Annotated in this window: 27 protein-coding genes; all 27 read right to left on the bottom strand. The window is 39.8% G+C overall.

Features of this window, described 5'->3' with window-relative positions; genetic code table 11:
- Positions 1–118: 118 nt before the first annotated feature.
- Positions 119–1,102 (bottom strand): AIR synthase family protein, encoded by a 984-nt coding sequence (locus tag ACZ47N_RS11430; RefSeq protein ID WP_464886678.1) that lies wholly within the window; start codon positions 1,100–1,102, stop codon positions 119–121.
- A gap of 25 nt (positions 1,103–1,127) precedes the next feature.
- The gene (locus tag ACZ47N_RS11425) at positions 1,128–1,823 is read right to left on the bottom strand and encodes a TIGR01906 family membrane protein (RefSeq protein ID WP_464886677.1); all 696 of its coding nucleotides are present in this window, start codon (positions 1,821–1,823) and stop codon (positions 1,128–1,130) included.
- 45 nt (positions 1,824–1,868) lie between these two features.
- Positions 1,869–2,612, bottom strand: coding sequence for an ABC transporter ATP-binding protein (locus ACZ47N_RS11420; protein ID WP_464886676.1), 744 nt, complete (start codon positions 2,610–2,612; stop codon positions 1,869–1,871).
- 30 nt (positions 2,613–2,642) lie between these two features.
- A complete protein-coding gene (locus ACZ47N_RS11415) occupies positions 2,643–3,431 on the bottom strand; it encodes an ABC transporter permease (RefSeq protein WP_464886675.1) in 789 nt (262 codons plus the stop codon).
- Entirely contained in the window at positions 3,406–3,693 is a 288-nt protein-coding gene (locus ACZ47N_RS11410; RefSeq protein ID WP_464886674.1) for a thiamine-binding protein, read from the bottom strand. The genes ACZ47N_RS11415 and ACZ47N_RS11410 overlap by 26 nt, the downstream gene beginning before the upstream one ends.
- Positions 3,686–5,701, bottom strand: a complete 2,016-nt coding sequence (ligA, locus tag ACZ47N_RS11405) for an NAD-dependent DNA ligase LigA (protein WP_464886673.1) — start codon at positions 5,699–5,701, stop codon at positions 3,686–3,688. Before ligA ends, ACZ47N_RS11410 begins: the two co-directional genes overlap by 8 nt.
- Before the next feature lie 20 nt (positions 5,702–5,721).
- The gene (locus ACZ47N_RS11400) at positions 5,722–8,115 is read right to left on the bottom strand and encodes an ATP-dependent helicase (protein WP_464886672.1); all 2,394 of its coding nucleotides are present in this window, start codon (positions 8,113–8,115) and stop codon (positions 5,722–5,724) included.
- Positions 8,116–8,187: 72 nt separating this feature from the next.
- Positions 8,188–9,510, bottom strand: a complete 1,323-nt coding sequence (locus ACZ47N_RS11395) for a GGDEF domain-containing response regulator (RefSeq protein WP_464886671.1) — start codon at positions 9,508–9,510, stop codon at positions 8,188–8,190.
- Positions 9,511–9,574: 64 nt separating this feature from the next.
- Positions 9,575–10,747 (bottom strand): tRNA nucleotidyltransferase/poly(A) polymerase family protein, encoded by a 1,173-nt coding sequence (locus tag ACZ47N_RS11390; RefSeq protein WP_464886670.1) that lies wholly within the window; start codon positions 10,745–10,747, stop codon positions 9,575–9,577.
- A 48-nt stretch (positions 10,748–10,795) separates the two neighbouring features.
- Positions 10,796–11,674, bottom strand: a complete 879-nt coding sequence (locus tag ACZ47N_RS11385) for a hypothetical protein (RefSeq protein WP_464886669.1) — start codon at positions 11,672–11,674, stop codon at positions 10,796–10,798.
- Positions 11,667–12,188 (bottom strand): RNA polymerase sigma factor, encoded by a 522-nt coding sequence (locus ACZ47N_RS11380; RefSeq protein ID WP_464886668.1) that lies wholly within the window; start codon positions 12,186–12,188, stop codon positions 11,667–11,669. The genes ACZ47N_RS11385 and ACZ47N_RS11380 overlap by 8 nt, the downstream gene beginning before the upstream one ends.
- A 121-nt stretch (positions 12,189–12,309) precedes the next feature.
- Complete coding sequence (locus ACZ47N_RS11375; protein ID WP_464886667.1) at positions 12,310–12,576, bottom strand: HPr family phosphocarrier protein; 267 nt, start codon at positions 12,574–12,576, stop codon at positions 12,310–12,312.
- A gap of 121 nt (positions 12,577–12,697) precedes the next feature.
- Positions 12,698–12,916 (bottom strand): hypothetical protein, encoded by a 219-nt coding sequence (locus tag ACZ47N_RS11370; RefSeq protein ID WP_464886666.1) that lies wholly within the window; start codon positions 12,914–12,916, stop codon positions 12,698–12,700.
- Between the two features lie 21 nt (positions 12,917–12,937).
- On the bottom strand, positions 12,938–14,173 hold the full coding sequence (locus tag ACZ47N_RS11365; RefSeq protein ID WP_464886665.1) for a patatin-like phospholipase family protein: 1,236 nt from the start codon (positions 14,171–14,173) through the stop codon (positions 12,938–12,940).
- Positions 14,174–14,384: 211 nt separating this feature from the next.
- Positions 14,385–15,998 (bottom strand): carbon starvation CstA family protein, encoded by a 1,614-nt coding sequence (locus ACZ47N_RS11360; protein ID WP_464886664.1) that lies wholly within the window; start codon positions 15,996–15,998, stop codon positions 14,385–14,387.
- A 26-nt stretch (positions 15,999–16,024) separates the two neighbouring features.
- The gene (locus ACZ47N_RS11355) at positions 16,025–16,531 is read right to left on the bottom strand and encodes a DUF8052 family protein (RefSeq protein ID WP_464886663.1); all 507 of its coding nucleotides are present in this window, start codon (positions 16,529–16,531) and stop codon (positions 16,025–16,027) included.
- A gap of 213 nt (positions 16,532–16,744) precedes the next feature.
- The gene (locus ACZ47N_RS11350; RefSeq protein ID WP_464886662.1) at positions 16,745–17,527 is read right to left on the bottom strand and encodes a LytR/AlgR family response regulator transcription factor; all 783 of its coding nucleotides are present in this window, start codon (positions 17,525–17,527) and stop codon (positions 16,745–16,747) included.
- Positions 17,528–17,537: 10 nt separating this feature from the next.
- Positions 17,538–19,232: a LytS/YhcK type 5TM receptor domain-containing protein gene (locus ACZ47N_RS11345; RefSeq protein ID WP_464886661.1), complete on the bottom strand. Its 1,695-nt coding sequence runs from the start codon at positions 19,230–19,232 to the stop codon at positions 17,538–17,540.
- A gap of 137 nt (positions 19,233–19,369) precedes the next feature.
- Positions 19,370–19,705, bottom strand: coding sequence for an RING finger protein (locus ACZ47N_RS11340; protein ID WP_464886660.1), 336 nt, complete (start codon positions 19,703–19,705; stop codon positions 19,370–19,372).
- A gap of 6 nt (positions 19,706–19,711) precedes the next feature.
- Positions 19,712–20,695 (bottom strand): LysM peptidoglycan-binding domain-containing protein, encoded by a 984-nt coding sequence (locus ACZ47N_RS11335; protein WP_464886659.1) that lies wholly within the window; start codon positions 20,693–20,695, stop codon positions 19,712–19,714.
- Between the two features lie 40 nt (positions 20,696–20,735).
- A complete protein-coding gene (locus ACZ47N_RS11330) occupies positions 20,736–21,308 on the bottom strand; it encodes a ubiquitin-conjugating enzyme E2 (protein WP_464886658.1) in 573 nt (190 codons plus the stop codon).
- 18 nt (positions 21,309–21,326) lie between these two features.
- A complete protein-coding gene (locus ACZ47N_RS11325; protein ID WP_464886657.1) occupies positions 21,327–22,502 on the bottom strand; it encodes a HesA/MoeB/ThiF family protein in 1,176 nt (391 codons plus the stop codon).
- 1 nt (position 22,503) lies between these two features.
- Positions 22,504–22,779 carry an EsaB/YukD family protein gene (locus ACZ47N_RS11320; RefSeq protein WP_464886656.1) on the bottom strand — a complete coding sequence of 92 codons (276 nt, stop codon included), beginning with the start codon at positions 22,777–22,779 and terminating at the stop codon, positions 22,504–22,506.
- Positions 22,780–22,906: 127 nt separating this feature from the next.
- Complete coding sequence (locus ACZ47N_RS11315; protein ID WP_464886655.1) at positions 22,907–23,461, bottom strand: 2-oxoacid:acceptor oxidoreductase family protein; 555 nt, start codon at positions 23,459–23,461, stop codon at positions 22,907–22,909.
- Position 23,462: 1 nt separating this feature from the next.
- Positions 23,463–24,212, bottom strand: coding sequence for a thiamine pyrophosphate-dependent enzyme (locus ACZ47N_RS11310; protein WP_464886654.1), 750 nt, complete (start codon positions 24,210–24,212; stop codon positions 23,463–23,465).
- Positions 24,212–25,273, bottom strand: a complete 1,062-nt coding sequence (locus tag ACZ47N_RS11305; protein WP_464886653.1) for a 3-methyl-2-oxobutanoate dehydrogenase subunit VorB — start codon at positions 25,271–25,273, stop codon at positions 24,212–24,214. Before ACZ47N_RS11305 ends, ACZ47N_RS11310 begins: the two co-directional genes overlap by 1 nt.
- An 88-nt stretch (positions 25,274–25,361) precedes the next feature.
- Entirely contained in the window at positions 25,362–25,589 is a 228-nt protein-coding gene (locus ACZ47N_RS11300; RefSeq protein ID WP_464886652.1) for a 4Fe-4S dicluster domain-containing protein, read from the bottom strand.
- Positions 25,590–25,614: the final 25 nt, after the last annotated feature.

Raw genomic sequence — 25,614 nt, 5'->3', positions numbered from 1 at the left:
GCCTCCCGGCATTTAATTGGTTCTTTTTTGCTGTATCTTTCTATTATATATCACTCTGGATCTTCTTGTGTCAATGGGACTAAAGGGAATGTAATCACAATGTAACCTGCTCTTCACATCATAAGACTTTGTACAACTCATCAACATCTGGCTCTTCAAAGAGTCTTTTATCTCCATCCTCAAGGATATATCTTTCTCCTTTGGTCACGTCACCAATTATGGCTGCATGAATTCCTTCTTTTTCCAATTCTTCCATCAAAGCCTCTGCTTTTTCAGGTGCTATGGTCATGATCATCACCCCACTGGAGATGAGGCGATAGGGATCAATGTCATAATAAAGACAGATTGATTTCGTGGAATCTAGCACTGGAATTTTATTTCTGTCAATAACCAAGCCCGTTTGAGAAGCCTCTGCCAGCTCCCACAGCGCCCCCAAAACCCCACCTTCCGTGGCATCATGCATGGCATTGACGCCATTGGCTGCTGCCAAAAGCCCTTCTGGTACTACGCTTATACGATGCTTTTGGTTTTTTGCTTCCTGCATCAAACTATCCTTTAATATCCCTTTCAAGGTTTCTTCTTTATCATGGGCCAGAATTGAAGTTCCTTCTAGTCCTGCATGTTTGGTCATTACCACTATATCGCCCACTTTTGCCCCAGCACTCTTCACTAGTTTATCCCTAGACTGCTTTCCTATAGCCACGGTGCTGATGACCACTTGATTTACCGTATCCGTAACTTCCGTATGACCACCCAGTATTTGTACGTTAATGCTCTCTGCTGCTTGGTTGGCATCTGTCATAATTTCCTCAAGCTCCGCTTTTGTTGTAGACGAAGGCGCTAGTACGGTTAGCAATACGCCAACTGGTTCTGCCCCATCCGAAGCCACATCGTTACAGGCAATATGTACCGCCAAGCTTCCTATATCTGCTACCGCTCCAGTAATGGGATCGGTACTTATCACGCAAAGTTGATCCTTTAAGTCTAAGACTGCACAGTCTTCTCCAATTCCGGCACCAACCAGCACTTCTTTTCTGGTGTTTTTTACTTTTGCGATAATGTTATCCCTTAAGAAATCCGTAGGTACCTTGCCTATTTTCATAAATCATTTCCTTTCTTCGCTTATTTTAGTCTGTATTCTGAATCCGACCTAAGGTTCTTTCCAGTTGCCATGCTAGGATTCCCATCGTTAATAATGAGCCCATGGCATATAAGCCTATTTTTATAGCCGTATTAACAAAGAAGCTTTCTGGCAACAATTGAATCAAAACATGCTTCTGCGGATTCAACATCCACAAATCATTATCGAATAGCAGCAGATGAAAGTAGGTAAAGTATTTTGTAAAATCTAGCCAAATAAGCAACCCTAAAAGAATCATCAAATCTACATTGGCAAGTCCTGTGTAAAAACAACTACGAAGAACATGACGTTTCCAATCTATATCTCTTAAAACCACCCATATCAATAAAAGTATAATGCCTATGAATGAAATATTTCGAATCATTCGAGCTCTTTCAAAAAGAACCAGAACGTCTACCATGTGTTGCCTTTCTCTTTCATCATATAAATTTTGACTTTCTCCATCCTTGACTGCCACGGTCTGAAAGTCATCTTTTTCACCTTGCAAATAGAGAATGATTTCTTTGGCTACGTATTCCAAGTTTTTCTGATCCATCCCTGCTTGTGGTACCCAATTTTGTTTTTCAAATTCTGTCATATAGTGATCCACATCAAACGCTACATACTCTAGGGCCATCACCCATGCCGCAAGGGTAATAAAGATGCCCAACAATAAATAAAGGATTCTTTTTTTCCAGGTCATATTTTTTCCTCCTGGTACTCAGTTATTGTTACCCTTCATGGATTATCAGTTGGTTAGATGTTTTAAAATAGATTCTTTTAGTTGAATGTATTCCTGTGTTGCGAAGGAATTAATTCCTCTTGGACGCTGTAGATTCACCACTAGTTCTTGACGAACTTGTGCCGGACGCTGGGTAAGCACATAAATCCTGTCTGACAACAGAATTGCCTCATCCACGTCGTGGGTAATCAATAACACAGAAGATTCGATTTCAACCATTACTTTCATAAGCCATTGTTGCATGGTTTGCCTGGTTAAGGCATCTAGTCCTCCAAAGGGTTCATCCAAGAGCATAATATCTTGAGAAAAAAGAAAAGTTCTTAATAGTGCTGCTCGATGACGCATTCCTCCAGATAACTGTGATGGGTAGTATTTTTCAAATCCCTCTAGCCCAAAAAGAGGAAAGTGGGTTTTGGCTTGTCTATGGGCTTCTGGAATCGGAACCCCACGGAGAAACAAAGGCAAACAGACGTTATCTAGTATGTTTTTCCAAGGCAGCAATAAGTCCTTCTGATGCATAAAACTTACACGACCAGACAGTCCCGTATATTCTTTATGATCGATGATTACTTCCCCTTGATCAGGCTCAGCAATCCCGGCTATAATACTAAATAAAGTGCTCTTTCCGCAACCACTAGGGCCTAACACCGTAACAAATTCTTTTTTGTAGAGCTGGAGCGAAATATTTTCAATGGTGTGTAGGGTTGAAAACGTTTTTTGTATTTTGTTGACTTCTAGGACTGGCTCCACACTATAACGCCTCCATTTTCCCTGTTTTGTCTAATGATCCGCCGATTCCTCGTCAATTGGATCATGATGTAGCCAAGGCATAGCCTTTTTCTCTGCCAGTTGAATGACTTTCAATACTAAAATGCTGAGCATTACAATCACTGCAATTACAGCAAATACTTGATCTGTCGCAAAAGATTGTCTGACTCTCATCATATATACGCCAAGCCCCATTCGACCACCAACCCACTCACCGATCACAGCACCCATAATGCTATAGGTACCTGAAATTTTCAAACCAGAAAATAAGGATGGCATGGCTGCCGGCAACTTCACCCACTTATATTGTTGCCAAACAGATGCATTCATGGCATTCATCAAGTCCATTAATTCTTGATCTACGGTAGCTAGGCCTTCCATTAAACTGATGGTAATCGGAAAAAAACAAACCAATACCACAATCAGTACTTTTGGTAATATGCCAAAGCCAAACCACATGGCAAAAAGCGGTGCCAACACAATAATTGGCACTGTCTGGGAGGTAATTAAATATGGATACAAGGTTTTTCTTGCCAATGGTGAGTAGTCCAGCCAGAGTGCCAACAGTCCCCCCAGAAACATGGCAATAAGAAATCCTATGGCCGCCTGTAACAATGTTACTCTAGCGTGTTGCCATAAAAGATCTGCATTCTGAACCATGGCTGCAAAAATGCTGCTGGGTGGTGGCAGCAAGTAGGCAGGTACCATGCTTAGTTGTCCTGTCATTTCCCAAAAGAACAAGCAAAACACTCCTAACCCAGCAGGCAGAAAGCGTTCACCTGTGCTTTTCCACTTTCTCATTCATACTCACGCCTTCCGGCCTATACTGTATTTTCACTACAGAAATAACGCTACCCGCCCCTGCTTGTATACAGACTTTTTGTGCTTTTTTTACAATCTCCATCAATTCGTCTAAGTCGCCTTCCATGGTTGTTTCCAGCGGTCCCACTTCGTACTTGACCCCTGAGTCTTGGATAATTTGAATTACCTCATCCACCACTCCATAAACATATTCTTCTGGTACGGATGGCAAAACCTGTAAACCAACATTTGCATTAGCCATGTTCGCTTCCTCCTATTTGTTTCATAAACATACCCTCTGTCATAAATTGCAGTTCCGTGTTTTTCCCAGATTCCACTAACTTTTGCGCTTTCATTAATTTACTCCCAGCCTCTTCTCCATAAATCAAGATGTCCGTTTTTCCACTAACACTTTCTGAAAGGCTGGCACCATATTTCTTTAATAAGTCTTTTGCTTCCTGTCTGCTGAATTTCTGTAGCTTCCCTGTCACGACTACGGTTTTACCAGCAAAAATAGAATCTGACACCTTTTTTTCTTCCTGAAGTGACTTTGGATTTACTCCTGCATCCATCAAGGATTGTATAGCACGCTGAATATGGTGATCCTGAAAAAAGGTTACAATACTTTCTGCCATAATGCTGCCAATATCCGGCAATGCCATCAGGTCTTCTACCTCTGTCTTTTTCAATTCGTCAATAGATCCATATTCCTCGGCCAAATCTTCTGCTGTTTTTCGTCCTACATTAGGGATTCCAAGTGCATAAAGAAACTGATGCAAGCTGCACTCTTTACTGTTTTCAATGGCTTCCAACAAGTTTCCAGCTCTTTTTTCTTTAAACCCTTCTAATTTCATTAGATCTTCTTTTTTTAAATTATATAATGCATCAATACTTTTCAAATCTAATTCTTCATATAATTGTTCTGCGGTTTTGGCACTGAACCCATCTATATCCATAGCATCTCGACTACAAAAATGAGTTAATTTGTATACTAGCTGTGGTTTACAGGCTAGACTATTGGGACAAAAAAGATGAGCTCCTTTCTCTACCAAGAGCGTATTGCAGGCCGGACATTTCTCTGGTTTCAGAATAGGTCTTCCTGGTTTTTCCTCTTCCACCAGACCCATTATTTCCGGTATCACGTCATTGGAACGCCTTAACCAAACTCGGACTCCTAGTGATAATTTTTTTCGCTGTATATCTTCCCAATTATTTAAGGTAGCTCTTTGAACCGTAACTCCACCTACTTCCACTGGCTTTAAGACTGCCGTGGGGGTTAACTTTCCCGTCCTACCCACTTGCCATATGACTTCTTCCAAGAAAGTCGTAACTTCCTGGGCTTCAAATTTATACGCCACCGCCCACCTAGGAAACTTTTGTGTATACCCTAAGGTCTGCCGCAATGCCATTTGGTTGACTTTAATAACCACACCATCTACCATGTAATCCAATGTTGGAATGGCTTTTTCCATTTCCAGCAGATGTTCCAAGGCTTCTTCCAGATTGTTGGCCACGTATACTTCACCACTAACAGGAAAGTGTTGCTCTTTCAAGAACTCCAACATTTCCTTATGAGTCCCAAAGGCTTTTTCATCGCAATAGCCCGTCTGATAACAAATCATATCTAGTTTTCGAGTGGCCGTTACTTTTGGATTTAGATTGCGAAGAGCACCGGCCGCACCATTTCTCGGATTTTTTAGGGGCTCTTTCGCCTCCTTATTATAGGTTTCAAAGGTAGAAAGTCGCATTAAGCCTTCTCCTTGCACTTCCAGTATGCCTTTAAATGGAATGGATAAGGGGACAGCTTGAATGGTCTTGACCTGAGGTAAAATAGCTTCTCCCTCTCTCCCATTTCCCCGAGTAGCAGCTTGAACCAAGTACCCATCTTGATAGGTTAGGTTAACAGTTAGCCCGTCATACTTATATTCCAGTATATAGGTCGGTTGCTCTGCTTCTGTAGGCAAATTCCGCATCAGACGCTGCTCCCAATTTCGGAGTTCTTCTGAGTTTTTCACTTTATCCAAACTCCATAGAGGCTGTTTATGCTGATGCGATTCAAATGATTGAAGTGGTTCATCACCAATACGCTGTGTTGGCGAATCTGGTAATCGGTAATCATATTCTGTTTCCAATTTTTCCAGTGTTTCGTAAAGTTCATCATACTCCTGATCACTTACCATGGATTGATCTAATGCATAATAGTGATACCGGTATTGATTCAATTGCTGAACCAGTTCATGAATTTTCTCGATTTCTTTGCTTCGGTTCAAACAACTCACCTCATTCAGAATTATTCTTCGATGGTCAACTTTACATAGTCCAGGTTTATTTTTTTCAACCCTCCACCTGGAAAAGCAATGGTGACCAACTCATTGGCTTTGGATACGATGGTGCCGCTCCCAAAGACCGGATGGGTTACTTTTTGACCTGATTTAACTTCCCTGTTCTCACCAACATGCTGAGGCCCTGCTGTAACCGTCATCGGTTTCATTTCTTTTCGTTGCCATCGCTGTTTTTGCTGCTTTTTTTGAAAGGCTTCTGAAGGGGCTTCTTTGGATTTTTGCTCTTTTCCAAGTTCTTCGAGACAATCCCTTGGAATTTCTTCCATAAACCGTGAGGCTTTATTGTATCCTGTAAATCCATACAGGGTGCGACTAACAGCGTTACTCAGGTAAAGTTTTTCTTTGGCCCGAGTAATCCCAACATAACAAAGACGACGCTCTTCTTCTTCATTTCCCTCTTGCAGTGACATGTTGGAAGGAAACACATTTTCTTCTAGTCCTGGCATAAAGACCACAGGAAATTCCAATCCTTTAGAACTGTGTAATGTCATGAGTAAAACCCCAGATTCTTCCGCTTCTTCCAGAGAATCCACGGCTGCTTCCAAAGCCGTTCCAGCTAAAAAGTCTTCTAGTGTCTCTTCCTCTACTGTCTGATCAAATTCACGGGTTAATGAAAGAAACTCCATTAGATTTTCTACTCTTCCTTGAGCTTCAATACTTCCATCGTCTTTAAGGAGTTGAACGTATCTAGTAGCGGTGTATATTTCTTCCACCAATTCCGTAACAGAATACGCTGTCTTCTTGTCCACCCAAAGCCTAAGCTGCTCTATGAATTTTGTCAAAGAGTTAGATGCCCGACTGGTCAGTCGATGATGCCATTGATCTGTTTCTGTCAACATATGCCATAAAGACAACTCCTGATCTGAAGCAAGTATTTCAAGGGTTCCAATTGTTTTATCTCCTATGCCTCGACGAGGGGTGTTGAGAATCCGTTTTAGACTTAGGTCGTCTTTCGGATTTTCGATTACTTTCAAATACGCTAAAATATCCTTAATTTCTTTCCGATCATAAAACCTGGTTCCACCGTAAATACGATAAGGAATGCCAGTTTTCATCATAGCCTCTTCTAAAACACGAGATTGGGCATGGGTTCGGTACAAGACAGCAAAATCACTATACGGGTATCCTTCTTGATGAAGGTTTTGCATAGACTGAGCCACAAAATCTGCCTCAGCATATTCATTCCCACATCGGCAATAGTATATCTTATCTCCTGTGGACCCTTCCGTAAATAAATTTTTTGATTTTCGATATCGATTATTCCCCACTACACTATTAGCGGCTTTCAAAATAGTTTCCGTAGAGCGATAGTTTTGCTCCAGTTTGATGATTCGGGTATCTTTAAAGTCTTTTTCAAACCCTAAAATATTTTCTATATCTGCTCCACGCCACCCATAAATACTCTGATCATCATCGCCCACTACGCAAAGATTTCGATGTTTCTCTGCCAGGGCTTTTACCCATTGGTACTGTGGTTTATTAGTATCTTGGAACTCATCCACCAATACATATTGAAATTTTTCTTGATAGTATTCCAGTACTTCTGGTGCTTCCTTAAATAATTGTAAAGATTTCAAAATCAAATCATCAAAATCAAGGGCATTATTTTGATGCAATTTTTTCTCATAAAGTTCATATATATTTGCTAGATTTCTAGCATAAATGTCTTTTTCGTTTTGTTTTTTGGATTCGTTGACATCAATCATACTGTCTTTCATTTTTCCAATCCATCCACCAACGGCCCTTGGACTATACTTTTTATCACTCAAATTCAATTGTTTCAAGCATTCTTTTAGCAGCACTTGCTGATCCTGAGCATCATAGATAACAAAGTTTGTCCCATAGCCTAACCGATGAATGTCTCTACGTAACATTCGTGCACAAGCAGCATGAAAGGTACTAATCCACATGGGTGTATATTGACCCTTTAACAGATGATTAACCCTTTCTTTCATTTCTCGAGCTGCTTTATTGGTAAACGTAATGGCCAGAATACTACTTGGGTCCACAGACTGGTCTTCCAGAAGTCTTGAAATTTCCAAAGGCATGGGTTCACCAGAATCTAGATTGTTTTGTTGCCATTCTTTTACCCGATGGTAATCCGTTTCTGTTATTCCTGTTGGTAAAACATTGCTGCCATAGGCTGAACCAAATCGAATGGTGTGGCCGATTCGATTTACCAGCATTGTTGTCTTGCCAGATCCAGCACCTGCCAAAACTAGACAAGGTCCTTGTGCATGAAGCACTGCTTCTTTTTGCGCTGGATTTAAATGGTCATACTGACCTTCAATAATGGTATTTCTAAGCTGGCAATATGCTTGCTGCCAGGTTGATAAATTCATAAAAAAACCCCTTTCCAAAAACAGTATATCATAAGTGAATTTTAAAATGGAATGGTTCTTTAACCATTCCATTTAGTCTTTAATAAGTGGATTACAGCGAGTCAACCGCTCCCAGTATTTTCTATTGCTTCCTGGATCAAAATTTGAATTTTCCTCTAATTTTTTCAGCAAATCTGCCAACTTATTATCTCTGTTGGTTAATTTGTTTTGATACATCTGATCATCTGCCTCTTGCAACAGTTCAGCAATGCTTGTGCTCTTATCTGTTTTTGTAGCAGCTCCTAAGGCTATTTGAACAACTTCCCCTTTATCCGTTAAGACTTGACAACGTTCCCGAATTCGCCTCATCATTTTTCGCGTGGTATTTTCATCGGTTTTAGGCAATATAATAGTAAATTCATCTCCACCCGTACGACAAACTATATCTTCATCCCGAAAGCTTTCTTTCATTACTCGAGCTGCCCGCTTCACTAGTTCATCGCCTTCCATATGCCCTAAAATATCATTAACCATTTTAAGTCCATCAATATCACTGATAATAATACTAAGTGGATACTGACGCTCAGTATCTAAACGCTGTATTTCTTCCTCAAAAAAATCTCTGTTATACAAATCTGTCATCCGATCTCGAAACCTCATATAAATCAGCTCTTTTTCCGTCTTTCTAGCTTCTGTTACGTCCCGTATAATGGCCACCGCTTCCTGTTGGACGCTTCCAGCTATACGCATTTCAAAAATCCGATGACCTTTACCAGTTTCTAATTCATATTCAACGGTTTGCATATTGCCTGTTTTAATAGCTCGTTGAATACTTTCTAAAACCTTCTTTGCAATAGGCTCTGGTAACACTTCCATAATATTTTTACCTTGAACACTCTCACAGTCAATGGGCAACGTAGTTTCATCTTGAGTCGTCACTTCCAAATAATTCCCGTTTTGATCATAATTAATCAACAAGTCCGGCAAAGCTTTTACCATGGACTGAAACCTAACTTCTTTCCGGTTCAGTTCTTTTTTCATGAATGCTTTGTAAAGCGCTAACTCCACATTAATATGTAGTTCCTGTTCATTGTATGGCTTTACCAAAAACCCACTGGGGTCCGCTTCCAAAATCCTTTTTTTAATTTTATCACTCAAGAATCCAGACAAAAAAAGTACCGGTATATCCATATTTTCTTGAATTTGACTTGCTCCCCATATTCCATCTTTTTCTCCTTTAAGGGTAATATCCATCAACACTAAATCAGGCTTTCTTTTGGCGATAAGAGGCATCGCTTCCTCAACAGAACTAGCACTTCCGACAATTCGATATGTTTTTTTCCGCAGGGAGTCGGTAATAATCTTGACGTCCAACGGATTATCTTCTACGATGAATATTTTCGCGGTTCTCTTCATTCTTATCACCTCTGCCTAGACTCTTCACATTATTCTATCACAATTCCAAGCAGAGATATATCTTCTATTGAAACAAGTACTTATTTTTATGAATAAAAGCTTCTATTTCACTATCTTGAAGCCCTTCTAGCTGAAGCTGAAAAACAATTTCCAACCATATGCCCATCCGAGGGCCTTCTGGAATCCCCATTTCCCGAAGTTTTTTTCCGTTATAGTTGCGTGTAGGAATTTCTTGAGGCCAGTGATCACCAAGCAGTTCCCGCTTCTCATTCTTGCCCAAGGCTTCAGCTAATAATGATATCTCCTCTTTTTTAATCATGAGGGATATTCGAAGAATGTCTGCGGATCGGCTAGCCTTCATTAGCATGACTAATGCGTAGATCCAACGGCCTACATCATTGCTCTTTTGACGATGACGACACAAGGCATAAAAAGAGTCTTGAAGCTCTCGAACATATTTTTTGCTTTGTTCCAGTTCCTCAAAGGTAGCCCATGGCTTTTCCTTTAAGAGGAAGGGATGTTGATTAAGCAGCAAAAGCGTCCACATAAACAATTCTGGCGACTTACTCTGATTTCTGTAGGGCAACCAATGATATAGATCTGTTTCCAAGTCAGTTCTTTTAAGGTCTTTCAAAATAGGAAATAGTTTCCCTGTTTCTTTCATGGATTTGTATCCTAATTCTGGGGAAGGTGCTAAAATCCACTTTCTACATTCTTCATAAATTCGTTCCATAGGAATATATTCCATTTCCATCTCTTTAACTTTCCATTTTGTTTTTTCTTCTAGAATCAGATGGAACCGAGCGATCAGTTGAAAGGAGCGATAGACTCGCAGCGGATCTTGTTGAAAGGAATGAGGCCCTACCATCCGGAGCACACCATTTTTTAGGTCTCCTTGCCCTTTTAAAGGATCGAGGATATTTCCGTATACAGCATGTTGATAAATAGCGTTCAATGTAAAATCTCTAGTGAGTGCATCCCTCTCTATCGAATCCTCAGATAGAGATATATCTACTGGAATCCCAGATATAGCCCAAATGCCTTGCACCTTCCCATATTTTTTCCATTTTCCTAAGGAAGATAATACCTCCTCCAGCTTCTCAGGTTTTAGCTTAAAGACAATCAAATCATAATCTTTCGGTTCCCGTTTCAGAAGCATATCACGGACACATCCACCAACCCAGTATGGTTCTCCACCAGCATCCCATATCTTTTGTACCAACTTTTCGATCTCCATTGATATACTCCATTCTGTTTTTTTAGAATCATTTTACGAGAGTTGCTTTTACTCTCGTAAAACAATCTCTGTTATTTTACCATTCAACGTAATATCCGATGTTTCTATGGTCACTTTAACGGGAAGACCTTGTGTTTTTCCTATGTCTATTTGATGCGATAACGCTTCTACTGTCTCAAGAACTTCTCTGTCTACGGCCAATACTCTTGGATAGCCTTGGATAAGGACTTCTACTGAATGGCTATCTACTCTGCCTAGATAAAGCCCTTCCACCACTACTTCATCAATGGGACGTATCCCTGATAATTCCCATCCATTTGCTTCTCCCTTTTCATGAAATTCTATGGTTACCAGTTGGCCTGGTTGAAGAGGGTTGGTCTTCAACTGATCTGCTACCTCTTGTGGTATTTTAAATTCTTTTAATCCATAGGGTCTTTCCAATAAATTGAGTTCTATGAAATCATTGTTCCTAATGTTAAAAACCGTAGCAGCACTACTCGCTTGTTCTTCTGCAAGGGAAAATGATTGAAGGCTGTCCTTTTCTATCATCATTCTAGGAGCCGATTCTTCAGGGGAAGCTGATCCTTCCATAGGTGAGTCCATGGCAACGTAGTCCGTCGATTCTTCATAGGAGTTCTGACTTTGGGCAATTCCAAGGATCAAAATAAACACAGCGACGGCAGGTATCCACTTTTTCCATGCTGTTCTTCCCATTGTTAGACTTTTAGCTTTTTTCTGTTTTTCTTCGGGCCACTCCCAGCTTAGCTCATCTTGCCTAAGCCTTTTAATACCACGAACCGTTTCCAGCATAGCGGATGTATCTGAATCTAGTCCAGTTGGAGGTGTTGGCTTACACTCCATAATAAGCTCGTCAATAAAACCGTTAAGATATTCTTGATCTCTTTGATGAATTTTTTCTTTATCCATTGAAATAACCTCCTTCCTCCAGAATTCCCTTTAACTTTTTAACCCCTCTGAATTGAAGGCTTTTAATGGTGCCCACTGGCTTTCCGAGTCTCTCAGCCACCTCATTGAGAGGATACCCTTCCACAATCCGCCATATTAATACCTGTTGGTATATTTCTGGAAGCTTTTTAAGTGCTTCCCGTAGCACCATATTTTCTTCAAGCATTTGATTTTCCGATACTGGCATATTCTTTTCTGTTATCTGGTTAATTTCCACTACTTTGGGATTTCTCCCTTTTTGTCTCCATGTATCATAAATAGTATTTCTGACCGCAGTGAAAATATAAGCTCGTATTTTTTCTTCTTCCACCTTGCCTTTTTTTACTTGTTGAAATACTTTTTGAAAAACCTCTTGGGTTAATTCTTCTGCCTCTTCTTTACTTTGAAGCCGATAATAAGCATATTGGTAAACCTGAGGCCACAGGTTTTCATAGGTTTTTTGAAACATTTTTGCATATGACGACACGGATTTCATACGGCACCCCCTCTTTTTCTATCATTATTTCCATATCTACCAATTAATACGCAAATCATTCTAAAGGGTTGCATGATATTAACAATTAGGATATAAAAATCAAAGAAGCATGACCCTTTGGTCACGCTTCTTTGAAATTATTTTTAATTAACTGCTCCAGCTCTTGAAAAGCCTGTGCTTCATCTGGCCCTTTTATCACGAGATGTATTTCTTCACCCTGACGAACACCCATACTCATAACATTCATAATACTTTTTGCATCATATTGATTTCCATCCCGATAAATATAGATATCCGATTCAAAACGCATAGCATGCTTTACCAGAACCGCTGCAGGTCTTGCATGAATACCAGTTTCGTTAGAGATCAGGAGGGTTTTTTCCAGCATAGGAATCCTTCCTTTCTATTAGGTCAATTTTATCAATCAAGTATTCACAGGAAATTTCTGAATCCTCTTACACTATTGTACCGTAAAAGAACTTATAAAAAAAGTATTATTTAAAAAACAGTTATTGCAAAAAACCAAGGTCCTCCGGTTCAATTTGTATTTCTTTCATATCATTAGATGGAGCTTCAGCCTGATTTCTATACGACTGAACTCCCAAAAAAACCATTATAATAATAAGAATAATCGCTCCTGTAATCATGATCTTCATCACTTTCTTGCCTTTTTCAGGTTGCACATATTTCCTCGCTTTATTACGCTTCATTTTTCGACTTTGGGACATCTTAGCATTCCTCCTTAATAATTAGATTTCTAAGGAATAAATCCATTTCTTATCCTGTTTTAAAAGTTTTACAATCTCATGACGCTTTTTTTCTTTCCCTATTTTTATAAGAGATTCAGATGCTTTGAGAAAGTAGCTCGCCTTACTATAATACTCTTTTTTGTTTCTTTGGTCATTCTCCGACTCTAAAATGTTTCGAGCCCATTCTTTAAACACATATGGTTTCAAAGAATCTAGTTCATATGATTTTGCTATCGCCTCCATTAATAGTACCATAAACTCTTGATAGGATGTTTCTTTTGGCAACTCAAAAACATCTATCATTTGGGGAATGGCCTCTTCCATAAATATCCTATTCAAGGATTTATGATGATTTAAATCTAGAATAGAACATATTTTTCGCTGTATATCCTCAGGCCATGCAATCAAGGATCTCAATACATCCTTTTCTTTCGGCACATCTCTAATATAATAATGATTTCCATCTAGCTGATCTAGAACTTTCAAGGTGTCTAAATAGCCTAACTGTAAATTTCGTCGGCTCTGTTCGGTTGTAAAGTTCAACACTCCCCCCAGTTCTCGATGAGGACAAACATAAGTTATATCTGTATCTCCGGGATCCACTTTTAGAATACGCCCTCGGCCATAAAGCCTGACCGCATAGATTTTCGAATAATTTTTTCGAAGCAACATATTGATAGGCAAATTATTATAGAAGCTACCATCTAAAAATCGCTTCCCATCAAATCTTCGCTCTTTAAAAATGGGCAAATAGGAAGAAGCCATTAAATACTCTGCCAATTTTCCAAGGGGCACGTCTTCTTTAAACAACTCCAAGGGCTCCATATCTGTCAATGAATATGTGACAAATCCAAAGTCTTTATCAGATTTTCTAATTTTCTCTTCACAAATCATACGTTGCACCAAATCATACAGCGGCGAAGAATCCACCCCAGCATTTTTCACTATTTTTCTGATTTCCTCCATTAAAATGCCTACATTTTTTTGATCAAGCTTCCACTCCGTAATTAATTCATTTATTTCATCATCAATGGAAAGGATTCTACTTGGCTCTACGTTATACCAAGTGTCCCACGCCAATTTAAAATCATCTTGTAAAATCATAGCACCATTCAACGCACCTACGGAAGTCCCTGCCACTCCGTCAAACTGAATTCCTTTCTCTCTAAAGGCTTTCCACGCACCAATCTGATAGGCTCCTTTGCCGCCTCCACCTTCTAGTATCAACCCAACCATGATGATCGCTCCCTGTTTTATAATCTCAGAGTAAATAGCCAAGCCCTCTATTTTTACTCTCTACCCTATCTTTCCCTTTATCAATCTTACAGGGATTGAGGCCAAAATACTAGATCTTTTTACACAAAAAGGAGAGAAGTATATTTCCCCTTCTCTCCTCACATTCTAAATAACCTTTTTATCAACCCTATTTCGCTTAAATACCTTGGTTTTATTCTTTATCTACTGCTTCTGCTTTGAAAAGAATACCAAATCCTTGAACCAGCAAAACGATAGCCAGAATAAACAACAATACTGGAAAAGCAACCAAAATCAAGTTTTCTGTGGCTAAATTGGTTCGTGCCAAAAGCACCAAGGCCAGCAATGTTGCTGCAAACATAAAAACAATTGGAATAATAAACATCTTATATCCTTTGTTGATTGTTTTAAGCCATACGGCTACAGCCATCAAAGCCAATGCTGCTAACAACTGGTTGGCAGAACCAAAGATTGGCCAAATTAATTGCCAGCTAGTAACCGCCAACAACCCACCTAGCACTACGGTAACGCCAGTAGCTGCATACATATTCGTTAAAATTGGTTTTTTCTCCGTAGGCTCTTCTGGTTCAAAAAATTCTTGAAGAATAAATCTTCCCAATCGTGTAGCTGTATCCAAGCTTGTTAAGGCAAAAGCTGACACTGCAAGGGCTACGAAAGATTTTCCTATTTCAAAAGGTATGCCAAAACTTGTCATAAATACGCCGATGCCATCTGAGAAAACATTCACAGGGCCACCTTCAGCTAATAATTCAGTTAATCTCGGACCTGCCACGTATGCTGCTGTAATGATAGCAATTGTTGCTAAGACACCTTCGATAAGCATACCGCCGTAGCCAACCAACTTGGCATCACTCTCTTTTGCCAGTTGTTTAGACGAGGTTCCAGATCCAACCAGTGAATGAAAGCCTGATATAGCACCACAGGCAACCGTAATAAACAATATTGGAAACAAGTATTGTCCCCCTACGTTAAAGCCAATATAGCCTTCTAATTGCAATGTAGGTCGTGTAATCAAAAGCCCTAATACAGCTCCTGCTAGCATTGCATACAGAAGATAGGCATTTAGATAATCTCGTGGTTGTAATAGGATCCACACAGGGGTTACTGAAGCAACGGATATATATACCAATAATAGTGCAATCCATATATTTCGAGATAAAACAAGGGGAAATGCGTTCCCTAAGGCAATACATCCAAGAAGCAAGATCACTCCAATAACAGAACCAATTCTAAGAGAGAATCCTCTTCGATATACCAGGTTTCCAAAAGCAATTGCTAATATAATAAATAAGACGGATGCAGTACCTGCTGCAGGCACTGAAACAAATGTATTGGCAACAATGTTTGTAAAGGCAGCCACTACTAACAAAAGTGTCAGCCATGCAAAAACCGAAAACAATCTCTTTCCTTTTACTCCCATGGTGGATTGAATGACTTCCCCAATAGATTTGCCTTCATGGCGAATAGAAGCGTATAGAGAGCTATAATCTTGAACGCCGCCAAAGAAGATACTTCCTACAATAATCCAGAGTAATACAGGAATCCACCCAAATATGGCGGCTGCAATAGGTCCCACAATAGGACCCGCCCCAGCGATGGAAGCAAAATGATGTCCCAACAGCACGGCTGATGAAGCAGGAACATAGTCAACGCCATCGCCCCGAGTATGGGCTGGTGTAGGCTTGGTATCATCAATCCCCCATTGCTTGGTTAACCAGGCACCATAGGTTACATACGCAACTGAAAAAGCAATAATAGAAATAAGAACTAATACTAATGCGTTCATGCCCTTCCTCCTTTATAATTCCGGTTTTATATTATTAAATTCGGCAAATAAACTTCCTGAACCTCCTTTCCTCGTTTATTATAATAAACGCTCCCAGTAGCAATATTTACTGCCAAGAGCCGAATATACACCCAGCCTTTAAAGCCAAGGGCAAAGCTTTTATTGTATTTCTTTTTTTCGATTTGCTGAAGGATCTTAGGATTTGGATTTTTTTCCATCACAAAAACACCCGTAATAATGGTAGACATATGTTCCTCATGGGGGGCTACTTTTTCATCTGTAGCCGTTATCAAAGCATCCCAAAACCCATCCAACTCTGTCTCCGTTAACCCATCTGTCTTTTTCAAGAAAACATGTTCATAATTCTCCATGGCATATACTTTCAGTTTTTTGCTACCAAAATACCGCTCGCTTCGTATTTTAGACTGTGCGTATAAATCAAAATTTTTATGCTGATATTCATGATGTCTTTCCATATCAAAATACTGCTGAAGCCTGCTTTCAATTAATTGAAGATAATTCTGGTATTCCATCAAATGCTCCTTTTTTCCTATGTTCACTTGTGTCGTTTGTATTGTGTGTATATTCTAAATCTTTTCCTTTGGGATAGCAAGGACTATCTGTAAAATCATTCAATGTATTTAATCAATATTATTATACCAAAATTTGCCAGGAATATTCACATAATTTATAACTGGTATCGAAGACCCTTTAAACGGTTGGCTTTTAGGTTTAAACGGTAAGGCTTACCCTAGAATATTCATTTTTTCCTTGAAGCGTTTCGTGTTACTTCTACTAACAGGAATAAACCTCTCGGCATCCTCTTTCATTTTCAACTGCAACGCATTGTTAAACCAGTATAATACTTCTTGCACTTCTTCAAGGTTGACCAGGAAGCTTCTATGGGTCCTAAAGAAAGGTGGATCTGTTAACTTATCCTGCCATTCTACCAGGGAAAGATTCGAGTAGAAATCGCCTTTTTTTGTGATTACCTTGGTATTCCCATCTTCTGTTTCAACATAAAGGATGTCTTCCTCATCTACTACGTAGAGACGTTCATCTCTTTCGAGGGTGAGTTTTTTTCTGCGATGTTCTATCTTTAGATGCTGGTTCAAAAGCTCTTCCATGGCAAGCAAAGAATTTATCTTCTGTATTTCACCCTTTTTTTCAAATTCCCGTTCTAAATAAAGAAGTGTTTTTCGAAAACGTTTTTCTTCAATGGGCTTTAGTAGATAATCGACTGCGGCATAATCAAAGGCCTTAAGAGCATATTCGTCATACGCTGTCACAAAAACAATTTTTGTGGCGTAGCCTCGTGTCACTACCTCCTCAGCAATATCCAGGCCGGTTGAATCTGGAAGATGAATGTCTAAAAAAACCACATCAAAAGAGTTGGTTTTCAATTGGTTTAGTGCGGTTTCACCATTATTTGCCTCTTCCACTATAAGGGTGTTTTTTCCATATTCTTCAATCAAAACTCTAAGTTGTTTTCTGGCAGGCATCTCATCGTCAACAACCAGTATTCTCATATTCATCCTCCTATGCCCCTATTGGAAATCGAACCTCCACCTTTGTTCCTTGTCCTTTCAGACTTTTAATATTCATTCCATAGCTTTCACCATATAGAGTCCTTAGCCTTTTATGGATATTAATAAGTCCCACAGTTTTTCTTTTATCCTCAACACTCCCATAATCCAATAACATAGGAATCCTATTTTCTTCTATTCCAGTGCCATTATCTTCGATGGAAACCAGATAATCCTTTCCATAAATTGAAGAAGATATTTTAACTACCCCTCCTTCTTTTTGAGGGAGAATACCATGTATCACTGCATTTTCTACTAAAGGTTGCAAAATCAGAGGGGGCACCTTAATGGTTTTGCTTTCTTTAATATCATATTCAACTCTTAGTCGATCTCCAAAACGTGCTTCCTCAATCTCTAAATAAGACTTTATATAGGAAATCTCCTGTTCAAAATCCACTAAAGGACCTTGGGTAGAAAGATTTTTTCGAAATAAGACTGAAAGGGAGTTTAATAACACTTTCGCTTTTTTTCCATCAAAGAGCATAAAGGATTGAATTGTATTGATGGCGTTAAATAAAAAATGGGGGGTAATCTGTGCCTGGAGAGCACGAAGTTCTGCATCCACCAGTAATTTTTCCTGGGCTTCCACGCGACTCACTTCTATTTGGGTGGAAAACAACTGAGCCAGACCAAGGGCCAATTCTTCGTCTAAATGCGTAATAGAATGTTCGGCTTCCCGGTAAAGTTTTAAACTGCCAACGGTTTTATCTTGCTCCTTTAATGGAACTACTACGGCAGCCTTTAGAGGGCATCCTTGACAGCGACAATTAATCGCTTCTTTAGAACTAAGAATTTGATGATTTCCAGTTTTTATCACTCCTAGGGTAGCACCGGTTCCTATGAGCTCACCAGCACGATGGTGATCACCACCTACTCCACGATGAGCAAGGATTTTCTTGTCATTCGTAATAGAAACAGCCGCAATGTCAATTTCACGATAAATAATTTCAATGACTTTCCCTGCAACTTCTTCTGTTAATCCTTTTCTAAAATAAGGGAGCGTAAGATTGGCAATTTTCAAGACCTTTTCCGCTTGTCCAGCGGCTATTCTTTCCTGTTCTTTGTATATGTTTTCTAGAATCCCTACAAACAGTGCAATCCCTACAGAATTTACAAACACCATAGGAACTAGTATCACTTGAACTAAGGCAAGGGCATCTGCAAAAGGCCTTGCCACCAAAAGGATCACAATCATTTGGGCTGTCTCTGCCAGCATTCCAAAAAACAAGGCATATTTCCATTTATGTTCTTTATTGCGAAGGTAAAAATAAAAATAGCCACCCATAAGACCTTCCACTACAGTAGAAATCCCACATGCAACGGCTGTAAAACCACCGATATCAATTAAATAACGATGACCTCCAGCGATGACAGCGGCTCCAAATCCAACTAGTGGTCCACCCAAAAGTGCTCCAACCATAACCCCTACCACTCGAGTATTTGCCAGGGCTCCTTGCACTGGAACACTGTAGTAGGTTCCTAGGATTCCTATAAGACCAAATACGACTGCAAGGATAAGTTTATCCATGACTCTTGCATTGCGTTTTATAATAAGACGCTTAAATATTTCTATTTTCGATATAATGACTGCTAAAATGATAATCAGCCCAAGTCTGCTGATTAAGTCAAAAATCATTTCTACGATCATTTATGTCACCATCCTTCTTAGGACTATTATACTAAAAATAAGCCTAAGTTTCCATTTTTTGTCAGGTTCTTAGACATCAAAAAACCCCCTTCCATTGGTCCCTAGGGATAAAAGGAGAGAGGGCCAACTTCTATTGATCATAAGTGTCTTTGATACCAGTAATATCCAAAGCCAAGCAACACTACTAGGATTAGTATCAGTATCCATGAATATTGAACGAAAAAAAATTTAATTCTATTCTCTTGCACTTCATCAAATGAGATCTCAATGGGAGGTAGGTTTTGTCTCCGATGACCTCTCGACAAAGGCTTTGGCTTCATCCGCCCTTTGCAACCATAGGTAGTGCAGCTTCCACTTTCAATCCAACATTCTCGATGGTGCGGCATCTTACAATCAGAACACTCTATGCTCTCTTCACCAATTCGAATCGATACTTGGCAGTATGGACATACCACCTGTTCTTTATGCTTCAACCTGGATCACTCTCCTGTTGGGTGATATAAAAGCAACCTCTGCCCAATTTCCAAACTATCTGGATCCTCTAAATTATTTAGTCTCATCAAATATTGATATTCAAAAGGATTTTTATAGAACTGTTGACTGATCGTCCAGAGCGTATCACCAGATTCCACCGTATAAAAAAATAGTCTGTTTTCTGTATAAACTGTTATTGTTTCTTCAAGCTTTTTTTTCGACTCTTGGAGAGCTTCTATTTCTTTATTTTGGGATTCAATAACATTAAATAGCACTTGGTGTTGATCTCCATCAACAAATTCTTTGGTTAAGGTTTCCTGATAATCCCTATCCAGGCGATGAACATTTGTCGTAATTAAAAGGATAACACTTAAAAACAAAGATACTATCCATATTTTTTGAGTATGGGTTTCTACCTTTTCTGAGGATTCTGGGGATTTCTGGAGTTGTGTAGGCTCCATAGGTTCTGATGGGGCAGAGGTCAATCCAACTGTATTATTCAGCATTTTATACGCTGAAGGTACTATTTTTTCTCCTTCCCATCGATAAAATCCCCGCTTTTTATGTACAGGATCTACCACATAGGCTACTTGCCATGGTAAATTGAAAAAATTTTGGTGAATAAATAAATCGTAGTTGGAAAGAAAAACTCCAAATCCTGGATGTGTATGAAACCAACCGACAATTTTTCCATCTGGATAGAGATTTTCTTTATCCTTATGAAGCTGTTTCCAAGTGTCATGGGTAAAGGTAATGGATGTCCGATCCGAAGTTGTATTTTGTGCCATAATCATTCCTGTTATAAATAATGATGTGCTAAGTTTTGTCTCATCAACGCTTCCGATTATGATGCCACCAAGTTCTTTTTTGTGATCCGTTGCTGCGTATCGATCAATCTGTTGTTGGACTTCTTTATGCATCCAAATTTCCAGTGTCCCTATTGGCGGCTGCAGTATTTTGGATTCACCCAATTCAATATCAAAATCCACAGGCCATCTCCTTTCCCCAGCGGTACTATCATCCCCTATACTAGAATAGTTCTATCTCAACATCCGATTTATGAAGCCTGGGCTTTCTCTTGGAAGGCCTTAAGACAATATCAAAGCTGACTTTCTCTGGTTTCCCAACATTTATTTCTGGTTCTGGCTGCCATAAATCTACATTATCTGCAGGAAATCGATGTTGATTAGCCTTTGCCCACCTAGAAGCTTCAATATTCAATGGGCTCTTGGGGTTATAGTTTTTATACTGAATCATATCACCAATTTGAATGATAATATCTGTTAAACGTTCACCAGCTCCCCAAAAATCTCCGATACAAACCTGATATCGAAAGTTAGGATGAAAAATAGATGTTTTCATTTGGCATTTTGGCTTTTCCCGAGGATATGCGGCATGAAGATACACTTCTACCTGATGACGATTTGTTAAGGTTGGTTTCCCAAGTTTTTCATCCATTTTATATCCTTTCACCTTGTAGGTTACTAGGTATTTTTCAGGTGGGTTCCCAGAAATAGGTTCTATCTCTATGGATGGATGCCGAGAAAATTCTAGCGTCAAACTCTTATAGTCTGACTCCAATCGCCTTAATCGTGGGTTCATAACCATCTTCCTCTCTGATCATAGTCCCTTTAATATCTGTTTCACATCGCCTGTCATTTCCAGGTATATCACTTGATAACCGTAACGACCCTGAAATATTTCTCCTGGTGGAAACCCTATTTCTTTTAAGGTCATCGAAGCATAAGGTTCTTCCCCTGTAAATTGATGGGTCATCTGAATTTCCCGCTCTTCTCCACACCTTGGACAAATGGCTTCTTCTAGGCTGACATCCGTCAATGGTCGAAAGATCTCTTCTGATTCGCCACATAAACAAAAGGTGCTTATGGCTATTTCCATATCCGTTTCCAACACTGCTTCTTTGGTTTTCAACTTGTCTTGAATCAATTCCAACAGCTGTTTTAATGTGGTCTCCGCTGTCTTAAGGTCGGTTTCCACAATAGGCTCCCATTGTTCATGGCTAAAACATTCTTCTTTTCTGGGGTAGGTCACTGTATAGCTATCATGGGACAAACCGTTAAAAACAAAGCCTTTTCCTATAAGGGGTTGCAGATCTGCCTCTGGATGAAGAAGCTTAATCGCTTCCTGAACCTGAACGCCTGCAATAACCGATGCTGTAGTCGGAGTAGTAGGCACTTTCCCTTCCAACATATCCTTGCGTGTTAGTAGTGAACAGGATTTTCTGTAGTTCAGCAATTGATAATCCGCTTGATTCATCGTACATTCATAACACGCACTTTCTGGCGGCACGAAAACGCGAGCAAATCCTTGAAAAACTTCGATTGCACCATCGATCCAAGGTGTATTGGTTTTCCAACATTTCTGATTAATAGACAATCTAGCTTCTCGGTTATCAAGTCCTCCCAAAACCAAATCAACATGCCGAAAAAAACCTTTCCCTACCTGGCTTATGACACTTCCTTGGAGTGCTATGGCTTTTATCCTAGGATTGATTTCCATTACACGAGCAGCCGCAACAGTAGATTTTTGTTTGTTCTCATCGGCTTCTCGGTATAGAACTGCCCTTGACAAATTAGAGTTTTCAATGCAATCCATATCCACAATTAGAATTTTTCCTATGCCCAACAAAGCTAGATTTTTTAAAATTTCATTCCCTATCGCTCCAGCACCCACAACCATGATTGTGGCATTATTCAACTTCGCCTGATCCCACCATGGAATTAACCGCAATCTAGCGTATCGATCTTCCAGCAGCTCTTCTTCAAGAATATTCATTTTATATGCCTGCGGTTATTTCTGGCTGTAGTCTCAAAACATCGTCTTCCTGTATTTCTGCCTCTGACAGTGTTTGTTCATCTGTTAATTGTTTTCCAGATGCTTTATGAATAAATTTATAGCTGATAGGATTTCCGTCAGGACCTGTGGTTGGTAACTCCATTTTTTCAGCCAGTTTAACCAAAATACGATTCACTGGGATATCCGTCGGAAGACTGGCCTGCTGTTCCTTATTTCCCGTTGTATCCACAACATAAACACTTATTTTTTCTTCCATTCTTGTTCCTCCTCTTCTCCTAATTCACTAGTGTCTTCATTGTACCATAATTCTCAGATCTCGGGCAAACAGAGGAAAAGAAAAAACCTGCCAGATATGCTTTGACAGGTTTTTTCAGATTTTCGCTTTATGCTGTTTTTTTCCTTACTGCTGTCGCTCCTTTTTGAAGGGCTTCTTCGTTCATGGGAATAAAGTGTTCCTTTCCTGCTCCATATACTTTTCTCAATGTCTCGTACACTGCTTCAAAAGGCACAACTCCCGTTAACTCCAAGTAAGCTCCCAACATAACCATATTGGCAACTTTGGGATTTCCTACCTCTGCTGCAATTGCATTGGCAGGAACTCTATATACTTCTATGTCTGTTCTTTTAGGATCTTCCTGTACCAGCGAAGAATTAATAATCAATTTACCTCCTGCCACTAGACTTTTTTCAAATTTCGTCATAGATGGAAGGTTCATCACAATGGCACAAGTAGCATCTTCAATGATAATAGGGGATCCCACTAAATTATCCGATACAATAACAGAACAATTTGCAGTTCCACCGCGCATTTCAGGTCCATACGCCGGCAACCAGGATACCTGTTTATCGTGAATCATGCCAGCATAGGTCATTAATTGCCCCATAGACATAACGCCTTGTCCACCAAAACCAGCCATAATTATTTTTTCTGTACCCATCTTATTTTCCCTCCTCTGGTGTTCGGAAGTTTCCTAGGGGATAGTAGGGGAGCATATTATCTTTAAGCCACGCCAAAGAGTCAACTGGTGTAATGCCCCAGTTTGTTGGGCAAGTCGATAACACTTCTACCATGGCAAATCCAAGTCCTTTTTGTTGAACTTCAAAAGCTTTACGAATGGCTTTTTTTGCTTTGCGAATATGTGGCACATCGTGGACTGAAACTCTTTCAACAAAAACGGCTCCGTCTATAGTCGCCATCAATTCACACATTTTTAAGGGCAGCCCAGCATCTGCAGCACTTCTTCCGTAGGGAGATGTCGTTGATTTCTGGTCGATAAGAGTTGTTGGCGCCATTTGACCACCGGTCATGCCGTAAATAGCATTGTTGACAAAAATTGTTGTTAACTTCTCAGCCCGATGGGCAACATGAATGATTTCTGCAGTCCCAATGGCTGCTAAGTCTCCATCCCCTTGATAAGTGAACACAGTATTTTCTGGTAGCACACGTTTAATTCCCGTTGCTACAGCTGGTGCTCTTCCATGAGCAGCTTCATGCATATCGCAGTTGAAATAATCGTAAGCAAGTACTGAACACCCAACGGGGGCTACGCCTACGGTATCGCCTAATAAATCCATTTCCTCTAACACTTCTGCTACTAAACGATGTATGGTTCCATGAGTACATCCAGGACAGTAATGGAATTGCTTTTCCGTAAGGCCCTGTGTTTTTCCAAATACCTTGGTTTCCATTACTTAACACCTCCAAGAATTTCTTTAGCTTTATCCGCTACAGCTTGAGGCTCTGGGCACATACCACCTGAGCGTCCATATAAATAGGTTGGCAGTTTGCCAGCTAATGCGATTTTTACATCATCAATCATTTGTCCCATGCTCATTTCAACAGATAGAACTGCTTTTGCGCTGTCAGGTATTTCTTGAAATGCTTTTTCTGGAAATGGCCAAAGGGTAATAGGGCGAATTAATCCTGCTTTTATACCATCTTTCGCTAATAATTCAATCGCATTCTTTGCTACTCTTGAAGTAATGCCATAGGCCGTCAACACAATGTCCGGATTATCCATATTGAACTCCTCTACCCGCACCTCATGCTGAATCATTGCTTGATATTTTTTATCTAACTTCAAGTTATGCTCTTCCAATATAGCTGGATCCAAGGCTAAGGAGTTGATAATATTGGGTTTTCGCTGGTTTTTAGTTCCAGTACTTGCCCAGTCTTTTAGCGGTAGCTCTCTTTTCTTAGGTTCTTTAAATTCAACTGGTTCCATCATTTGACCAATCATTCCATCCGCCAAAACGAATACAGGATTTCGGTATTGGTCCGCAATATCAAAAGCTTCCATGACCAAATCTACTGCTTCTTGAATACTTGCGGGCGCTAATGCGATATGGCGATAATCTCCATTCCCTCCACCTCTGGTGGCAATAAAATAATCCCCTTGTGATGGTTGAATACTTCCTAATCCAGGGCCACCACGGCTTACGTCCACAATTACACATGGAATTTCAGCCCCAGCAATATAGGTAATCCCCTCTTGCTTCAATGCGATTCCAGGAGATGAGGACGATGTCATCGTTCTTACTCCAGACCCTGCTGCTCCATAAACCATGTTAATAGCAGCTACTTCAGATTCTGCTTGAACAAAAACGCCACCTCTTTTTGACATTTCTCTTGACATATATTCTGGAATTTCATTTTGCGGCGTGATAGGATATCCAAAAAAAGCTTTGCATCCAGCTTGTATAGACGCTTCTGCAATGGCTTCATTTCCTTTCATCAGCACTTTACTCATTTATTTATCCTCCTCAATGAACTGTTGTCTTATTTCTTCTCTGTACAAGCATTCAATCTTGGAAATAGGCTTTAAGCTTGAACCAATGCTAAGCATCTTGCTTGTATACGGTTATCACCAAATCTGGACATATTGTCGCACAATTGGTACATGCGATGCATTTATCCATATCCTTCACACCAGCAGAGTGATAGCCTTTGCTGTTAATTGAATCTTGATCCAGCTCAACAATTTTCACTGGACAGGAAGTGATACAGAGTCCACACCCTTTGCATCTTTCTGCATCAAACTCAACTCGTCCTTTTACTTTTGCCATCATTTTACCTCCCAAATTTTTCTAT

The sequence above is a fragment of the Tindallia texcoconensis genome (assembly GCF_055383815.1).
Note: the sequence above shows the minus strand (reverse complement) of the source record. Positions and strands in the feature narration are given on the sequence as shown.

Excerpts from the sequence above, each read along its gene's own strand:
- ACZ47N_RS11430 (WP_464886678.1), bottom strand. The coding sequence starts at position 1,102 with ATGAAAATAGGCAAGGTACCTACGGATTTCTTAAGGGATAACATTATC.
- ACZ47N_RS11425 (WP_464886677.1), bottom strand. The coding sequence starts at position 1,823 with ATGACCTGGAAAAAAAGAATCCTTTATTTATTGTTGGGCATCTTTATT.
- ACZ47N_RS11415 (WP_464886675.1), bottom strand. The coding sequence starts at position 3,431 with ATGAGAAAGTGGAAAAGCACAGGTGAACGCTTTCTGCCTGCTGGGTTA.
- ACZ47N_RS11410 (WP_464886674.1), bottom strand. The coding sequence starts at position 3,693 with ATGGCTAATGCAAATGTTGGTTTACAGGTTTTGCCATCCGTACCAGAA.
- ACZ47N_RS11400 (WP_464886672.1), bottom strand. The coding sequence starts at position 8,115 with ATGAATTTATCAACCTGGCAGCAAGCATATTGCCAGCTTAGAAATACC.
- ACZ47N_RS11395 (WP_464886671.1), bottom strand. The coding sequence starts at position 9,510 with ATGAAGAGAACCGCGAAAATATTCATCGTAGAAGATAATCCGTTGGAC.
- ACZ47N_RS11390 (WP_464886670.1), bottom strand. The coding sequence starts at position 10,747 with ATGGAGATCGAAAAGTTGGTACAAAAGATATGGGATGCTGGTGGAGAA.
- ACZ47N_RS11385 (WP_464886669.1), bottom strand. The coding sequence starts at position 11,674 with ATGGATAAAGAAAAAATTCATCAAAGAGATCAAGAATATCTTAACGGT.
- ACZ47N_RS11380 (WP_464886668.1), bottom strand. The coding sequence starts at position 12,188 with ATGAAATCCGTGTCGTCATATGCAAAAATGTTTCAAAAAACCTATGAA.
- ACZ47N_RS11375 (WP_464886667.1), bottom strand. The coding sequence starts at position 12,576 with ATGCTGGAAAAAACCCTCCTGATCTCTAACGAAACTGGTATTCATGCA.
- ACZ47N_RS11370 (WP_464886666.1), bottom strand. The coding sequence starts at position 12,916 with ATGTCCCAAAGTCGAAAAATGAAGCGTAATAAAGCGAGGAAATATGTG.
- ACZ47N_RS11365 (WP_464886665.1), bottom strand. The coding sequence starts at position 14,173 with ATGGTTGGGTTGATACTAGAAGGTGGAGGCGGCAAAGGAGCCTATCAG.
- ACZ47N_RS11360 (WP_464886664.1), bottom strand. The coding sequence starts at position 15,998 with ATGAACGCATTAGTATTAGTTCTTATTTCTATTATTGCTTTTTCAGTT.
- ACZ47N_RS11355 (WP_464886663.1), bottom strand. The coding sequence starts at position 16,531 with ATGGAATACCAGAATTATCTTCAATTAATTGAAAGCAGGCTTCAGCAG.
- ACZ47N_RS11350 (WP_464886662.1), bottom strand. The coding sequence starts at position 17,527 with ATGAGAATACTGGTTGTTGACGATGAGATGCCTGCCAGAAAACAACTT.
- ACZ47N_RS11345 (WP_464886661.1), bottom strand. The coding sequence starts at position 19,232 with ATGATCGTAGAAATGATTTTTGACTTAATCAGCAGACTTGGGCTGATT.
- ACZ47N_RS11330 (WP_464886658.1), bottom strand. The coding sequence starts at position 21,308 with ATGAACCCACGATTAAGGCGATTGGAGTCAGACTATAAGAGTTTGACG.
- ACZ47N_RS11325 (WP_464886657.1), bottom strand. The coding sequence starts at position 22,502 with ATGAATATTCTTGAAGAAGAGCTGCTGGAAGATCGATACGCTAGATTG.
- ACZ47N_RS11320 (WP_464886656.1), bottom strand. The coding sequence starts at position 22,779 with ATGGAAGAAAAAATAAGTGTTTATGTTGTGGATACAACGGGAAATAAG.
- ACZ47N_RS11315 (WP_464886655.1), bottom strand. The coding sequence starts at position 23,461 with ATGGGTACAGAAAAAATAATTATGGCTGGTTTTGGTGGACAAGGCGTT.
- ACZ47N_RS11310 (WP_464886654.1), bottom strand. The coding sequence starts at position 24,212 with ATGGAAACCAAGGTATTTGGAAAAACACAGGGCCTTACGGAAAAGCAA.
- ACZ47N_RS11305 (WP_464886653.1), bottom strand. The coding sequence starts at position 25,273 with ATGAGTAAAGTGCTGATGAAAGGAAATGAAGCCATTGCAGAAGCGTCT.
- ACZ47N_RS11300 (WP_464886652.1), bottom strand. The coding sequence starts at position 25,589 with ATGGCAAAAGTAAAAGGACGAGTTGAGTTTGATGCAGAAAGATGCAAA.